Source organism: Nocardioides bruguierae (assembly GCF_023554635.1).
GTDB classification, from domain to species: Bacteria; Actinomycetota; Actinomycetes; order Propionibacteriales; family Nocardioidaceae; genus Nocardioides; species Nocardioides bruguierae.
In genome coordinates, this window is record NZ_JAMJPH010000040.1 from 1 (window position 1) to 14,338 (window position 14,338).

The 14,338-nt window shown below is 72.5% G+C and carries 15 protein-coding genes and 1 rRNA gene; 1 reads left to right on the forward strand and 15 read right to left on the reverse strand.

Annotated elements, in window-relative coordinates:
• Nucleotides 1–7 precede the first annotated feature (7 nt).
• Nucleotides 8–124: ribosomal RNA gene (rrf, locus tag M8316_RS20005) — 5S ribosomal RNA — on the forward strand.
• Nucleotides 125–564: 440 nt separating this feature from the next.
• Here the strand turns inward: rrf and M8316_RS20010 are convergent.
• The 15 genes from M8316_RS20010 to M8316_RS20080 form a co-directional block, all read right to left on the reverse strand.
• Nucleotides 565–834, reverse strand: coding sequence for a hypothetical protein (locus tag M8316_RS20010; RefSeq protein ID WP_250057730.1), 270 nt, complete (start codon nucleotides 832–834; stop codon nucleotides 565–567).
• A 35-nt stretch (nucleotides 835–869) separates the two neighbouring features.
• The gene (flhA, locus tag M8316_RS20015) at nucleotides 870–2,930 is read right to left on the reverse strand and encodes a flagellar biosynthesis protein FlhA (RefSeq protein ID WP_250057731.1); all 2,061 of its coding nucleotides are present in this window, start codon (nucleotides 2,928–2,930) and stop codon (nucleotides 870–872) included.
• A gap of 144 nt (nucleotides 2,931–3,074) precedes the next feature.
• Entirely contained in the window at nucleotides 3,075–4,238 is a 1,164-nt protein-coding gene (locus M8316_RS20020; RefSeq protein WP_250057732.1) for an EscU/YscU/HrcU family type III secretion system export apparatus switch protein, read from the reverse strand.
• A 7-nt stretch (nucleotides 4,239–4,245) separates the two neighbouring features.
• A complete protein-coding gene (locus M8316_RS20025; RefSeq protein ID WP_250057733.1) occupies nucleotides 4,246–5,013 on the reverse strand; it encodes a flagellar biosynthetic protein FliR in 768 nt (255 codons plus the stop codon).
• Nucleotides 5,014–5,040: 27 nt separating this feature from the next.
• The gene (locus M8316_RS20030; protein WP_250057734.1) at nucleotides 5,041–5,310 is read right to left on the reverse strand and encodes a flagellar biosynthetic protein FliQ; all 270 of its coding nucleotides are present in this window, start codon (nucleotides 5,308–5,310) and stop codon (nucleotides 5,041–5,043) included.
• 138 nt (nucleotides 5,311–5,448) lie between these two features.
• Nucleotides 5,449–6,405, reverse strand: a complete 957-nt coding sequence (fliP, locus tag M8316_RS20035) for a flagellar type III secretion system pore protein FliP (RefSeq protein ID WP_250057735.1) — start codon at nucleotides 6,403–6,405, stop codon at nucleotides 5,449–5,451.
• Nucleotides 6,402–7,757: a flagellar biosynthetic protein FliO gene (locus tag M8316_RS20040; protein WP_250057736.1), complete on the reverse strand. Its 1,356-nt coding sequence runs from the start codon at nucleotides 7,755–7,757 to the stop codon at nucleotides 6,402–6,404. The genes fliP and M8316_RS20040 overlap by 4 nt, the downstream gene beginning before the upstream one ends.
• A gap of 1 nt (nucleotide 7,758) precedes the next feature.
• Nucleotides 7,759–8,751 carry a flagellar motor switch protein FliN gene (gene fliN, locus M8316_RS20045; protein ID WP_250057737.1) on the reverse strand — a complete coding sequence of 331 codons (993 nt, stop codon included), beginning with the start codon at nucleotides 8,749–8,751 and terminating at the stop codon, nucleotides 7,759–7,761.
• Nucleotides 8,748–9,743, reverse strand: a complete 996-nt coding sequence (locus M8316_RS20050) for a flagellar motor switch protein FliM (protein WP_250057738.1) — start codon at nucleotides 9,741–9,743, stop codon at nucleotides 8,748–8,750. Before M8316_RS20050 ends, fliN begins: the two co-directional genes overlap by 4 nt.
• Nucleotides 9,744–10,031: 288 nt before the next feature.
• The gene (locus M8316_RS20055) at nucleotides 10,032–10,502 is read right to left on the reverse strand and encodes a flagellar basal body-associated FliL family protein (RefSeq protein WP_250057740.1); all 471 of its coding nucleotides are present in this window, start codon (nucleotides 10,500–10,502) and stop codon (nucleotides 10,032–10,034) included.
• A complete protein-coding gene (locus tag M8316_RS20060; protein WP_250057741.1) occupies nucleotides 10,499–11,545 on the reverse strand; it encodes a flagellar motor protein MotB in 1,047 nt (348 codons plus the stop codon). The genes M8316_RS20055 and M8316_RS20060 overlap by 4 nt, the downstream gene beginning before the upstream one ends.
• 23 nt (nucleotides 11,546–11,568) lie before the next feature.
• Nucleotides 11,569–12,348 (reverse strand): motility protein A, encoded by a 780-nt coding sequence (locus tag M8316_RS20065; RefSeq protein ID WP_250057742.1) that lies wholly within the window; start codon nucleotides 12,346–12,348, stop codon nucleotides 11,569–11,571.
• A complete protein-coding gene (locus tag M8316_RS20070; protein ID WP_250057743.1) occupies nucleotides 12,345–12,686 on the reverse strand; it encodes a flagellar FlbD family protein in 342 nt (113 codons plus the stop codon). Before M8316_RS20070 ends, M8316_RS20065 begins: the two co-directional genes overlap by 4 nt.
• A gap of 201 nt (nucleotides 12,687–12,887) precedes the next feature.
• Entirely contained in the window at nucleotides 12,888–13,769 is an 882-nt protein-coding gene (locus M8316_RS20075) for a flagellar hook-basal body complex protein (RefSeq protein WP_250057744.1), read from the reverse strand.
• 55 nt (nucleotides 13,770–13,824) lie between these two features.
• Nucleotides 13,825–14,325, reverse strand: coding sequence for a flagellar hook assembly protein FlgD (locus M8316_RS20080; protein WP_250057745.1), 501 nt, complete (start codon nucleotides 14,323–14,325; stop codon nucleotides 13,825–13,827).
• Nucleotides 14,326–14,338: the final 13 nt, after the last annotated feature.

Genomic DNA, 14,338 nt, shown 5'->3' on the forward strand with positions numbered 1-14,338 from the left:
CTAGAGTTACGGCGGCCATAGCGAGAGGGAAACACCCGGTCCCATCCCGAACCCGGAAGTTAAGCCTCTCAGCGCCGATGGTACTGCAACCGCGAGGTTGTGGGAGAGTAGGACGCCGCCGGACATACACTGCAGAACGCCCGCCGGGTCGCAGCACCACCGAGTGCTCCCCGCGCGGGCGTTCCGCATTCCGGATGAGGGTTCGCCCCGCGGAGGTCCTGAGCGGACGGTGCGGTGCCTGTCTCTCGTGGTACGGCAGGGAGCGGCGCTTCGCTCAGTGAAAACCCGTTGTGCGGGGAGGGATCGGCTGCCTACCGTGGTCGGACACGGGAAAGGAGGTGGTCCGAGAAATGCATTCTCTCAGGACGCGTGAGGTGACTGCCCGCTAGGCAGTCGTCCATCAGGGCGGGGGCGACGACGTCGTCCGAGCTGCCGGCAATACCCGGCGGTCACCCGACCCGCAGGCGCTCCGCGAACGTCCGGCGGAGGCGGCCCTCGAGGCCACGCCTGCGGGTCGTTCCACGTCCGGAGGTGGTCTCCCGGGGAGCGTCAGGCCGGCGTGGCTCAGGCCGAGGCGTCGTCCCCGGCACCGAGCTGGCGAGCGCCCGTGCCGGGCATCCCGGGCACCTGCTGGGCGGTGTAGGTGGGTCCTTGGGCTGCCTCGGGCGTCGGGGCCGGCACCGGGGGCTGCGGCCGGGGAGGCGGCCCGACCATCGCCTCGAAGATGCTCAGCACCAACCAGCAGATGGGCACGGCGATGAGGTAGCGCGTGAGGGCGGCCTCGAGGGTGGTGTCGCCGCTCCAGGCGCCGTGGAGCGCGGGGGAGACGCACAAGGCGGCTCCTCCGAGCACCGGTGCCGACAGGAGGTTCATGCCCCGGCACCGACCTGGGCGTGGCCGTCGACGACGCCCACGGAGCGGATCTGGGCCGCGCCGGTGAGCTCGGGGTAGGCGAGCACGGGGAGGCGCTCGACCGCGGGTCGCACCATGCGGCGCACCGCGGCCCGCAGCTGCGGGGCGCAGACCAGGACCGGCGTCAGGTTGGCGTTCTCGGCCTCCACGACCAGGTTGGCCAGGCCGCCGATGAGGTGGTGGGCGCTCATCGGGTCCAGGACGATCATCGGGCCCTGGTCCGTGGCTCGCAGCCCCTCGAGCATCCGCTGCTCGAACTGCGGGTCGAAGGTGATGACGTGGACGGTGCCGTCCACGACGTGCGGGGCGACCACGGCCGGCCCGAGGGCGGCCCGGGCGGACTCCACGAGGGCGTCCAGATCCTTGGTGGTCTGCGCGCGCAGGGAGAGGGCCTCGTAGATGCGGACGAGGTCCCGGATGCCGATGCCCTCGTCGAGGAGCGACTGGAGGACGCGCTGGACCTCACCGAGGCTCAGCTGTGCCGGCGTGAGCTCGTCGACCACGTTGGGGTGGGTCCGCTTCACGACGTCCGTCAGCATCCGCACGTCCTCGCGGCCGAGCAGGCGCGAGGCGTACTGGGTGACCACGGCGGAGAGGTGCGTGGTGATGACCGACGAGCGCTCGACCACGGTGGCGCCGGAGAGCTCGGCCTGGGCGCGCAGCGTCTGCGGCACCCACTTGGCCTCGAGGCCGAAGACGGGTTCCTGGGTGGGCGTGCCCGGCAGGGAGCCGAGGAACTCGCCGATGGCCAGGACGCAGCCCGGAGGCGCCTCGCCGCGGGCGACCTCCACGTCGAACAGCTTGATCGCGTACGTGTGCGCGGGCAGCTCGAGGTTGTCGCGGGTGCGCACCGGCGGGACGACGACGCCCAGCTCGGAGGCGACCTTGCGGCGCAGCGAGCGGACCCGCTGGAGCAGGTCGCCGCCGTGGCCGGCGTCCACCAGGTCGATGATGTCGGGGGCGAGCTCGAGGCCCAGGGGGTCGACCTGGATCTCGGCGGCCAGGCGCTCGGGGTGGTCGCTGGTGCTGGTCTCCTCGGCGACCTCGGCGGCCGCGGCCTCGGCCTCGGCCGCCTCCGCCTCGGCCTGGCTGGGGACGCGCATCGAGAACAGCAGCATCGCGCCACCGGCGATGAGGAACGGGATCTTGGGCAGCCCGGGGATGAGGCACAGGGCCAGCGCGCCGAAGCCGGCGATCTGCAGCGGCATGCGACGCGCGCCCAGCTGCTTGAGGATGTCGGAGCCCATGTCCTCGTCCCCGGCGCTGCGGGTCACCACGAGGCCGGTGGCCACCGAGAGGAGCAGCGCGGGGATCTGGGAGACCAGGCCGTCGCCGACGGAGAGCAGGGAGTAGGTCGTGACGGCCTCGCCGGGGGCCATGCCGTGCTGGAGCAGGCCGACGCCCATGCCGCCGATGAGGTTGACGACCGTGATGATGATGGCCGCGATCGCGTCGCCCTTGACGAACTTCGAGGCGCCGTCCATCGCGCCGTAGAAGTCCGCCTCCGCGTGCACCTCCTGGCGTCGCTTGCGGGCCGTCGCCTCGTCGATGAGGCCGGAGTTGAGGTCCGCGTCGATGGCCATCTGCTTGCCGGGCATCGCGTCGAGGGTGAAGCGCGCGCCCACCTCGGCGACGCGCTCGGCGCCCTTGGTGATGACGACGAACTGGATGATCAGCAGGATCACGAAGATGATGAGGCCGACGATCAGCGAGCCGCCCACGACGAAGTGGCCGAAGGTGTCGATGACCTTGCCGGCGTAGCCGTCGAGCAGCACCAGGCGCGTGGCCGAGACGTTGAGCGTCAGGCGGAAGAGCGTCATCACCAGCAGGACGGCGGGGAACGCGCTGAACTCCAGCGGCCGGGTGACGAACATGGCCGTGAGCAGGACCAGCAGGGCGCCGGTGATGTTGAGGGCGATGAGCATGTCGAGCACCGCGGACGGCAGCGGGACGACCAGCATCACGACGATGAGGACGATGCCGATGGGCACGCCGAGCTTGGTGAGGTTCTTCAACATGGGGACGGGCACTCCGCGGGGTCGCTGAGGAGGTGCCGTCCCTGGCACTGGTGGCGCCGTCCCTGGCGTCGAGGTGAACATCGGCCCGCCACCCGGTCACCTGAGGCGTACCGGCGGGCGGTGTCGAGCGGGGTGCAGCGGGGGTCAGGCGGTGGCGCGCGCGGCCCGGGCACGGGCCCGGTCGGCGATGGCCTGGCGGCGCCGGCGCTGGGCGTCGGGCACGTCGGGCAGGTCCCCGCCGCGGCGCGGGCTGTCGTGGGGGGTGGGTACCGCGCTGCGTCCCCGACGTCCGATCACGAACGCCAGCACCTGGGCCACCGCGGCGAACAGCTCCGTGGGGATCACCATGCCGACGTCGGTCGAGCGGTACAGGGCGCGGGCCAGCGGCACGTCGCGCACGATGGTCACCTCGTGCTCGGCGGCGGCCTCACGGATACGGGCGGCCACGACGCCCGAGCCCCGGGCGAGCACCACGGGGGCGCCCTTCTCGGGCTGGTAGCGCAGGGCGACCGCGACGTGGGTCGGGTTCACCAGGACGACGTCGGCGTCGGCGACGTCCGCGATCATCCGGTTGCGGCTGGCGGCCACCTGGCGCTGGCGGATCGCGCTCTTCAGGTGCGGGTCGCCCTCGGTGTTCTTGTGCTCCTGCTTGACCTCCTCCTTGGTCATCTTCACCTGCTTCATCGTGCGGCGGCGCGACATCAGGTAGTCGACGCCGGCCATGAGCAGGCCCGCGATCGCGACGAAGCGCAGCAGCGCGAAGATCTCGCCGGCGGCGACCTGGAGGACCACCATCGTGGGCACGAGCCCGCCGAGGAGCGGGGTCACGGACGTGACCGTGCCGTAGGCCAGCGCGCCGAGCATGGAGGTCTTGATCAGCATCTTCGCGCCCTCCCACCACGACTGGGGGCCGAAGAGCTTCTTCATCCCCTGGACGGGGTCGAACTTCTTCAGGCTCGGCTTCATCGCCTTGGTCGCGAGGAAGAAGCCGCCCTGCGCGAGGCTGGCGGCGACGCTGAGGATCATCACGCCGGTGCCGAGCGCCAGGATGGTGACGAAGACGCCGGTCACCCCGGTGACCAGCAGGTCCAGCGCGTTCTCGACCGTCGGGTCCTCCACGGCCCGCAGCGACAGCACCATGAGCTCGCGCAGGCTCTCGGCCTCCCGGTCCACCAGCGCCGGCGCGGCGCCGGAGAACGCCAGCATCGTCAGCCAGCCGCCGAACTCCTGGGTCCGGGCGACCTGTCCCTCCTTGCGGGACTTCTTCTTCTTCTGCTCTGTCGGCTTCTCGGTCTTCTCCCCGCTCATCGCCGGATCACCCCCCGCCCGCGAACGCCGACATGGCCCGCAGCGCGTGGTCGACCATGCGCTGGGTGACCTCCGGGAGGACGGGGAAGCTCAGGCCGACCAGCAGGAGCGTGAGGCCGATCTTGGCCGGGAACATCACCTGGATCGCGTTGAGCTGCGGGGCGATCTTCGTCATCAGCGCCAGGCCGAGGTCGGTGACGAGCAGGACCGCGACCATCGGCAGCGCCACCTGCACGGCGGCGGCGATGAACAGGCTGAACGCGGCGGTCACGAGCCCCACCCCGTCGTCCACCTGCGGGGCGGAGCCGAGGGGCAGCACGTCGAAGGTGCGCAGCAGGCCGCCGACGACCACCAGGTAGCCGCCGGAGACGAACAGCAGCATCGTGGCCAGCATGTTGTGGAGCTGGCCGATGACGGTGGAGGAGTTCTGGCCGAGCGGGTCGAAGCCCTGGGCGAGGGCGAAGCCACCGAAGACGTCCAGCAGGGAGCCGGCGGCGGAGATGACGCTGAGCATCAGCATCGTGAGGTAGCCCAGGCCGGCGCCGATCGCGACCTGGGTGATGCCCACGACGGCGATGCTCCACAGCTCGGTGGGCACGGGGTCGTCGGCGAGCGCGGGCGCCATCACCATGGACAGGCCCAGGGCGAGCACGACCTTGGCGGTCGAGGGAAACGCGCGGGTGGCGAAGGGTGGCACCACGAACAGCCAGGCCACGACCCGCAGCGACGCCAGCAGGAACGCCAGCATGGGCGTGCCGTCGACGGTCAGGGTCATCGTGGGTCCTGGCGGGGGTGGGCGGGCTCAGCCGAGGAGGCTGGGGACCATCGCGAACAGGTCGTCGGTGAACTGGATCAGCGTCTGGAGCATCCAGTTGCCCGTGGCGACGAGCGCGCCGGCGACGGCGATGACCTTCGGCACGAAGGCGAGCGTGAACTCCTGGATCTGGGTCATCGACTGGAACAGCGAGATCGTGAAGCCGACCGACAGCGCGGTGAGCAGGATCGGGGCGGACAGCTTCAGCGCCACCTGCATGGTCATGGCGGCCAGCTGGAGCACGGCGGTGTCGGTCATCGGACTCCTCTTCCGGTGGAAGGGACGGGTGGGCAGGGGTGGGCAGGGTCGACGGGCGTCCGGTCGTGGCGGCCGGCAGCAGTGGTGACAGCGGGTGACAGCGGTGGGACGAGGCGGAGCGGGCTGCAGCAGGGGGCGCTAGCCGTAGCTCTGCACGAGGGCGGTGATGATGAGCGCCCACCCGTCCACGAGGACGAAGAGCAGGAGCTTGAACGGCAGCGAGACCATCACCGGCGGCATCATCATCATGCCCAGCGCCATCAGCGCCCCGGAGACCACCAGGTCGATGACCAGGAACGGGATGAAGATGATGAAGCCGATGATGAACGCGTCCTTGAGCTCGGAGAGCACGAAGGCCGGGATCAGGGTGGTGAGGGGGACGTCGGCGCGCTCGCTGGGCAGCTCGCGGCCGGCGACCCGGGTCAGGGTGGCCAGCTCCTCGTCCTCGGTGTTGTCCAGCATGAACGTGCGCAGCGGCTCGATGCCGGTGTCCCACGCCTGCTGGGCCGTGAGGTCGCCGTTCATGTAGGGCTGCACACCGGTCTCGTTCATCTGTGAGAGCACCGGCGCCATGATGAAGAGGCTGAGGAAGAGCGCCAGGCCGGCGAGGACCTGGTTGGGCGGGGTCTGCTGGAGCCCGAGCGCGTTGCGGGTCAGGCCGAGCACGACCAGGATCTTCGTGAAGCTGGTGGTGGTGAGCACGATCGCCGGCGCCAGCGACAGCAGGGTCAGCGCCACGAACAGGGCGACGGACTCGCTGGGCTTGCGGGTGAGGCCGGTGACGTCGACGCTGACGCTGCCGTCGTTCGCGGCGCCGGGGTTGATGCCGCCCGTGCCGGGGACGCCCGACAACGTGCCGGTGCTCCAGTCGAACTCGCCGCCGCCCTGGAGGGCGAGGCCGGCGTCGGTGGCCACGGGGGTGCCGCCGGCGACCGCGCCGTCGAGCACCAGGCCGGGCAGGAGCAGGGCGGCCGACGCGACCAGCGTGGCGGCGAGGAGACCGAGCAGCCGACGGGCGCGGACGACTCGTCCGGTCCGTCCGGGCAGGCTCGCGCCGGCGCCGGTGGTGCCGGCGCCTCGGGACGGGGCGGTCACGACGCTCGCCTGGTGACCGCCTGCGCGGCCTGGCGCCACGTCTGCGGGGAGAGGACCGAGCCGGCGAGCGGCCCCTGGGGGGTCGAGGAGGCAGGCGTGGCGGAGGGACCCGGCACCGGGACACCGCCACGGGTGCGGCGGCGCTCGCGGCGGGCGGGCTTCGGGCCGGTGGCGGTGACGGTGGGAACGGTCGGGGGAGCGGTCGTGGGCTCGGTGGCGCTGAGCGCGGCCGAGAGCGCGGCGATGAACTCGCCGGCCTGCGCCGTGGCGCGGGCGACCTCGTCGTCCTCGGCGGCCTCCTGGAGCGCCGTGGCGGCCTCGCGCTGCGGGGCGGTGGTCGTCCGGTCGGTACGGACCGTCGATCCCATCCGGTCAGCCACGTCGAGGGGCGTCACGGGGCGGGCGTCGGCGACGGCGGCGCGGACGCGGGCCAGCTGGCGGGCGGCCTCGTCCTCACCGGTGGGGGCCGCGGGGGACGCCGCACGGGCCGGGGCGACGCTCGCCGTCCGGGTGGGGGCGGGGTCGGCCTGCGCGAGCGCCAGGAGCGCGTCGACGGGCGAGGGCGTGCTGCGGCGGGTGGGCGCGTCGGTGACCAGCGCCAGCGGCTCCCAGGCGGGGGCCTCGGTGATCTCGGCGATCTCGGTGATCTCGGCGGGCGGGGCGGGTGCCGCGGGTGCGGTGGGCGCCACGGCCACGGTCTCGAGCGGGGCCGAGGAGGCGGGCACCACCGGCGCGGCGGGCACGGCGGGGGCCGGCGTCGCACGCCGGATCTCGGGGAGGCCGGCCACCTGCAGGCCGTCGACACGCTGACCGTGGCCCAGCGCGCTGGTCGAGCGCGGCAGCGGGGCGGACCAGGCGCGGTCCTCGTCCGCGACGACCGCGGGCACGGCAGCAGGAGCAGACGCGGCCGGGGCAGCAACGGCGGCGGGCGCGGCCGGGCCGGGGGCGGCAGCACCGGCAGGCGCCGCGAGGGCGTCCGCCAGCAGAGCGGCGAACGCGTCGTCCTGGACGGCGGCGTCGAGGTCGGCGTCGAGGTCGGTGCCCAGGTCGGTGCCCAGGTCGAGGTCGGTGTCCAGGTCGTCGTGCACGCCCAGGGAGGCGGGCACGGCGGACTGGTCCGTGAGCTCGGTGATGAGGTTGACCTGGTTGTCGGTGGTGCCGAGCAGCAGCGTGCGGCCGCCGACGGTGACCACGGCGAGACCGCTGCCCTTGCCGAGCTGCTGGCGGCCGATCACCTGGAGGCCGGTGTCGCGGACGGTGCGGTTGCGCTTCACCGCGACCTTGGCGACGAGGAGCATGAGGCCGACGACGACGAGCAGCGAGACGACCATGCGGATCGCGAGCTCGCCCATGTCAGACCGCCTGGGTCTGGTCGAGGATCTCGGTGACGCGCAGGCCGAAGTCCTCGTCCACGACGACGACCTCGCCGCGCGCGACGAGCCGGCCGTTGACGAGCAGGTCGGCGGGGCTGCCGGCGGCCCGGTCCAGCGCCAGGACGGTGCCGGGGGCCAGGGCGAGCAGCTCGCGGACGGGCATCCGGGTGCGACCGAGCTCGACGGTCACCTCCATCTCGACGCCGGCCAGCATGTCGATGCCGCGGCGGCCGTCGGCGATGGAGCGGACGGTGGCGACCGGGGGGAGGGAGTCGGCGACGGGCGCGGAGGGGGCGGCGACCGGGACGGGGGCTCCGGTCACGCCGGCGACCTCGGCCGGGGCGGCGGGCTGGACGCTCGACGGCGCGGCGGTCGGGGGCAGGGTCTGGGCCGCTGCCGCTGCGCCGGCCTGCGGGTCGGGCAGCGTGGACGTGGCGGCGGCCTCGGCCGCGGCCGCGACCTGGGCGGCGGCCTCGGCGGTGGCCTGGCCGGCGGTGGCGTCGGGGTCCTCCTCGACGCCCTCGGCGTCGGCGAGCACGGCGTTCGGCAGCAGCACGGCGCCGGCGATGGAGCCGCCCAGCAGGGTGACGGCGGTGTAGGGCGCCTCGCCGCAGAGGCGGTCGACGACCTCGTCCAGCTCGACGACCTCGGCGGCCTGCGCGGTGGCGCCGAGGACCTGGGCCGCGGCGTCGAGGGCCGGCTGCACGGCGGCGGCGACGTCGAGGCCGCCGCCGGGGGCGGAGCCGAGGGCGTCGGTCAGCTCGGAGCCGACCAGCAGGGCCAGGCGGCCGGTGCGGGCGCCGGCGAGGTCGGCCAGCACGGCGGCGGAGAAGACGCGGGTGACGTGCTCGTTGCCCGGCTGCGGGTCGCCCGCCATCAGGGTCTCGGCGGCCGGGAGCACGGCAGCGGCGGCGGAGGCGACGGAGCCGGCCAGCTCGTCGTGGGGGCCGGTCTCGAGGGGAGCGGCGGTCATCGGTTCTCCTGCGGGGCGAAGGGACGGTTGGCGGCGGAGGCCGTGGGGCGGTTGGAGGTGGAGACGATGAGGGCGGCGAGCCTGCCGCCCTGGGCGCCGGGCGTGACGTGCGCCAGGGCCTGCTCCTCGACCGTCAGGTCCAGGGGAGCGGCGGCCGGGTGGCCGAGGCGCAGCACGTCGCCGGGGGCGAGGTCGGCCAGGAGCAGCGGGTCGACCTTGGAGGAGCGGAAGCGGACGCTGACCTCGACGGGGACGTCCTCGAAGGTGGTCCGCATCGTGCGGGCCGCCTCCTCGCGCTGGGCGCGCTCGCGGCTGGAGACCGGGGCCGGCGCGGCGGCGGAGGTCAGGTGGGGGTGGAGGCCGGCGAAGGGCAGGCAGACGGTGAAGGGGAACGGGCGCTCGTCGATCCGCAGCTCCATGGCGATCACGACCATGACCTCGGAGGCGCTGGCCGCCTGGGCGAACTGGGGGCTGTACTCCACGCCCGTGACCTGCGGGTCGACCGCGACGATCGACTCCATGGAGTAGCGCATCTCCGAGAGCAGCCGCTCGACCAGGCCGACGACGACGCCGGTCTCGATCTCGGTGAGCTCGCGCTTGGGCTGGCGGGCGGTGCCGGGGCCACCGAGCATGTGGTCCACGCAGGACATCACCGCGCCCAGCGGCAGGTTCAGCACGCCCCGGCCGGGCATCGGCTCGGTGGTGAAGATGGTCAGGTACGTCATCGCGTCCAGGGAGTCGATGTACTCCGCGTAGGAACGCTGGTCGATCGCGGTGAGCGTCACCGAGCAGACGCTGCGCAGGACCGAGGTGAAGACCGTGGTCGCCTGGCGCGTGAAGGAGTCGAAGCCCAGCTGCAGCACCCGGGAGTGCTCACGGGAGAGCTGGATGGGCTGACTGAAGTCGTAGGGGGTCGCGACGCCCGTGCGGGCGCGACGTCCGGTCCGCGACGGCGGACGGGAATCTGCGACGAGGGGCGTCGGGAGGCTCACGGGGACAACCATCGGTCCACAACCGCGTGCGTCTGAGCAAGCGTGTCTCAAGGAAACGACAAGATGCGTCGGCGTCCGTGCCCGGGCCTCCGGAGGGGGCGGCGGCCCGTGTGCCGGCACCGTCCGTGGTGCCGGGGGCCCGGGGGTGGACGACGGCTGCGTCGGCCCTCCGCGGGCGTGGGTGTGCGAGCGTCCTGCTCCCGGCACCCTGCCGGTCTGTGGCGTCCTGCCGGTGGCGGCCCTGGTGGGCGGGCCCCGGCTCGTGCTCGTGGTCTCCTCAGCGGCGGCTCACTGGTAGACGAAGGTCGTGAAGTAGACGTCCATGACGTTCACGACCGCGTCCGCGTCGTCGGTGGCCTCCTCGTTGTAGAGCGACTCGACCTTGGTCAGCAGCTCCTCCTTGAGCGCGGTGCGCTCCTTCTGGCTGTCGAGGTCGTCGACGGCCTTGCCGCTGAACAGCTCGATGGTCGCGTCCAGCGCCTTGGAGCCGTCGAGGTCCTCGGCGACGTCGATGGTCTGCTGCACGGCGATGCCGATCTGCAGGTAGTGCCCGCCGGCGAGGTTGATCTGCTGCGGCTCGAGGGTCAGCACCGCGCCGGCCTCCGGCTCGGGCTCCTCCGCCGCGGCGGCGTCGGGGGCGGGCTTGAGGAACAGGAACCAGGCGGCGCCACCGGCGATCACCAGCACCAGGACGATGATGATGATCAGGGGCAGCTTGGACTTCTTCTTCGCGGGGGCGTCCTCGGCGGTCGCGGTCATCGCGCGATCTCCTTCGTGCGGGTCTGGTCGGTGTCGGCGGCCGCGGACTGCGCCGCGGCCTGGGTGTCGGTCTTGGCGGTCGTGCTCTCGGTGGTGCTCGTGGTGGTGCCCTGGGTGGTGCCCGTGCGCCGGGCTCGGCGCTCGGCTCGCGCCCGGTCGTCGACCGCCTCGGCGAGCAGCTCCTGCTCCTCGGCGGTGAGGTTCGCCAGCACCACCACGTCCACGCGCTTGTTGATCGCCTGGGAGCGGGGGAGGCTCGGGTCGAGCAGGGGCTTGGTGTGGCCGTAGCCGGCCGCGGAGAGCCGGTCCTCGCTGATCCCGAACCGCTCCTCCAGCAGCCGCAGCACCGTGATGGCGCGCGCGGAGGAGAGGTCCCAGTCCGTGGCGTAGTACCGGGGGGCGCCGGCGGCCTGGTTGGTGTGGCCGTCGACCTGGAGGGGGTCCTCGAGGCGACGCAGCACGGGCGCCATCGTCGCGACGATCTCGCGTCCCCGCGGGCTCAGGGTGGCCAGGTCGGACTCGAAGACCACGTGCTTGGAGACCAGGCTCAGCACCAGGCCGCGCTCGTCGAAGGAGGCGCGGACGTCGGCGGAGAGGCCCTCCGCGTCCAGGGCCGCGAAGATCGCGTCGCGGACCTCGGCCAGCCGGTCCACCTCGCTGCGGGCGCCGGCGAGCGCCCGGTCGTGCTCGAGCTGCTGCTCGCGGGTCAGCGCGTCGGCGACCACCTGCTGCTGGGCGGGCGGCAGGTCGCCGACGTCCATGAGCGGGGCGACCGACCGGATGGCCTGGCTGCCCGCCTCGGGCATGACGCTGCCCTGGCCGGAGAGCACCTGCGGGCTGCCGCTGCCGAAGCCGCGCGCCAGGCTGGCGGCCAGCGCGTCGAACTTCGACTGGTCGACCTGGGCCATCGCGAACAGCACCACGAACAGCACGAACAGCAGCGTGACCATGTCCGCGTAGGACACCAGCCACCGTTCGTGGTTCTCGTGCTCCTCGTGCTCCTCGTGCTTCTGGCGGCGTCCACCGCCTCCGTGCCCACTCATGGCGCTCCTCCTGGGGGTGGGTGTCAGGCGGCCTCAGCAGCGGGGGGCTGCTGGCCGGCCGGGAGCAGGGACGTGAGCTTCTGGGAGACCACGCGCGGGTTGGCGCCGGCCTGGATCGCCGCGACGCCCTCGATGGTGATCTCCATCCGCATGACCTCCAGCTCGGAGAGCCGCTTGAGGCGGTTGCCGAGGGGGAGGAAGACGACGTTGGCGCTCATGACGCCCCAGAGAGTGGCGACGAACGCGGCGGCGATGAGCGGGCCCAGGGCCTCGGGGCTCGACAGGTTCTCGAGCACGTGGACGAGGCCCATGACCGTGCCGATGATGCCGATGGTCGGGGCGTAGGCACCGGCGTCGGCGAAGTACTTGGCCTGCTGCTTGTCGAACTTCTTCTTGGCGGTGACCTCGGCCTCGAGGATGTCGCGGACCTCCTCGGGGTCGGTGCCGTCGATGGCCAGGGTGACGCCCTTGACGAGGAACTCGTCGTTCATCTCCTTGACCATGTCCTCGAGAGCCAGGAGGCCCTCGCGGCGGGCCTTCTCCGCGAGGCTGACCACGGACGGCACGACCTCGCCGGCGTTGCTGACGTTGCCGCCGGTGAACGCCTTGACGATGCCCGCGCCGAACGCCTTGGCGTCGGCGATCGTGCCGCCGGCCAGCGTGACCATGAGGGTGGTGCCCCACACCAGCAGCATCGGCGGGAGCAGGAACAGCGCCAGGGGGTTGCCGCCCTCGAGGATGTTGGAGAGGAAGACGATGATGAACCCGACGACGAACCCGATGATCATCATGGGGTCCTTCATCGGTCGTCTCCCTTCGGGCCGCCGTCGCCCTGCTCCGCGGAGTGGTCGACGACGCTGAGGCTGGGTCGGCGGTGCTCGACCACCGTGGCGAGCTGGTGGGCGCCCCGGTCGCCCTGCCCGACGGCGACGAGGTCGCCGGCCTGGAGGTGGCTGGAGAGGGCGATGATCTCGGCGCGGTAGCGGCAGATGGTCGAGATGACCTCGGCCATCGTCTCGGCGACCACGTACTTCTTGCCGTCGACCAGCGTGATCACGGTGTCGGGCGTGGAGTCGACGCGCTCGACGAGGTCGGAGTTCAGCGCGAACACGGTCCCGGAGAGGCGGGTCAGGGAGATCATGGGGAGCACCATCCTTGGGCTTGAGCGCAGCGGGCCGTCCATGGCCCGTCACTGGAGTCATTCGGCCGCCGCGTGGAGCACCTGAGCGTTCACGGGATCTTCACGACGGACGTCGGCCGGTGGGGGGTGAGGCGAGGGGAGCGTGCAGGAGGGGACGCCCCGACGTGGTCGGCGCGCCCCCTCCCTGGAGACGGGTCAGCGTCAGCGCTTGATGTTGACGAGCTCCTCGAGCACCGAGTCCGAGGTCGTGATGACCCGGCTCGAGGCCTGGAAGCCGCGCTGGGCGAGGATCAGGTTGGTGAACTCGCTGGCCAGGTCGACGTTCGACATCTCCAGCGCGCCGCCGATGATGGTGCCGGCGCCGTCGGAGCCGGGGGTGCCCAGGATCGGGGCGCCGGAGTTCGCCGACTCGATGAAGGAGGTCTCGCCGACCTTCTCCAGGCCCATCGGGTTGTTGAACTGCGCCACGCTGAGGCGGGCGATGTCGCGCTGCACGCCGTCGGAGTAGACGCCGCGCAGGGTGCCGTCGGCGCCGAAGTTGAACGAGGTGAGCGACGGCAGGTCGCCGGTGATCGGGTCGGGCACGGCCGGCGGGTCCAGCAGGCTCGGGTCCGAGGTCAGGACGACGGGGCCCGCGACGGTGTCGAAGTCGCCGGCCACCGGGTCCCACGCGAAGCCCTGGACGCGGGCGCCGGTGGGCGTGGTCAGGGTGCCGGTCTCGTCGAAGCTGAAGGAGCCGGCGCGGGTGTACTGGTTGATGCCGTTCTTCTCGGTGACGAAGAAGCCGTCGCCCTGGAGCATCAGGTCGGTCGCGCGGCCGGTCATCTGGGCCGAGCCCTGGCCGAGGTTGGTCTGCGTGGCGGCGACCTGCACGCCCAGGCCGACCTGGACGGGGTTCGTGCCGCCCTGGACGACGTTGGAGACGGTCGCGCCGGAGAGCATCTGGGAGAGCGTGTCGCTGAACACCGTGGTGCTCGCCTTGTAGCCGATGGTGTTGGCGTTGGAGATGTTCGAGCCGGTGACGTCGAGCATCACCTGGTTGACGTGCAGGCCGGAGATGCCGGAGAAGAGCGAGCGCAGCATGGGCGGGGTTCCTTGCCTCGAGGGTGCGTGGGGTGGGGACGGTGCGGGGGGAGGATCAGCCGGAGACGGCGTCGGTGCCGGCGTCGGTGCCGGTCTCGGTGGCGGGTGCCGTTGCGGCCGGTGCGGCCGGGGAGGGAGCCGTGACGTTCGAGACGGCGCTGAGCGGCACGCTGGTGCCGTCCACGTCGAGCGTGGGGCCGGTGACGTCGAAGTTGACGCTCCCGACCAGGCCGGTCACGGCGTTGCCGTCCGGGTCGACGTAGGTGACCTGGCGACCCACGAGCCCGCTGGCGCCGAACGCCATCTGGGCCCCGAGCACCTGCGAGGTCAGCTCCGCGACCTGCTGCATCGCCTCGAGCGCGCTGAACTGCGCGTTCTGGGCCATGAAGTCGGCGGTGTCGGCCGGGTTCATGGGGTCCTGGTATCGCAGCTGGGCGACCATGAGGTTGAGGAACATCTCCTTGTCCTCCGCGGTCGAGGCGGTCGTCGACGACGAGTCGGCGGCGAGACCTGCCCAGGCGCTGGCTCCGAGTCCCTCGGTTGCCGAGACGGACACGGGTCCTCCCTTC

Coding starts and splice junctions, on each gene's coding strand:
- flhA (WP_250057731.1), bottom strand. CDS start 2,930: ATGTTGAAGAACCTCACCAAGCTCGGCGTGCCCATCGGCATCGTCCTC.
- M8316_RS20020 (WP_250057732.1), bottom strand. CDS start 4,238: ATGAGCGGGGAGAAGACCGAGAAGCCGACAGAGCAGAAGAAGAAGAAG.
- M8316_RS20025 (WP_250057733.1), bottom strand. CDS start 5,013: ATGACCCTGACCGTCGACGGCACGCCCATGCTGGCGTTCCTGCTGGCG.
- M8316_RS20030 (WP_250057734.1), bottom strand. CDS start 5,310: ATGACCGACACCGCCGTGCTCCAGCTGGCCGCCATGACCATGCAGGTG.
- M8316_RS20040 (WP_250057736.1), bottom strand. CDS start 7,757: ATGGGCGAGCTCGCGATCCGCATGGTCGTCTCGCTGCTCGTCGTCGTC.
- fliN (WP_250057737.1), bottom strand. CDS start 8,751: ATGACCGCCGCTCCCCTCGAGACCGGCCCCCACGACGAGCTGGCCGGC.
- M8316_RS20055 (WP_250057740.1), bottom strand. CDS start 10,502: ATGACCGCGACCGCCGAGGACGCCCCCGCGAAGAAGAAGTCCAAGCTG.
- M8316_RS20060 (WP_250057741.1), bottom strand. CDS start 11,545: ATGAGTGGGCACGGAGGCGGTGGACGCCGCCAGAAGCACGAGGAGCAC.
- M8316_RS20065 (WP_250057742.1), bottom strand. CDS start 12,348: ATGAAGGACCCCATGATGATCATCGGGTTCGTCGTCGGGTTCATCATC.
- M8316_RS20070 (WP_250057743.1), bottom strand. CDS start 12,686: ATGATCTCCCTGACCCGCCTCTCCGGGACCGTGTTCGCGCTGAACTCC.
- M8316_RS20075 (WP_250057744.1), bottom strand. CDS start 13,769: ATGCTGCGCTCGCTCTTCTCCGGCATCTCCGGCCTGCACGTCAACCAG.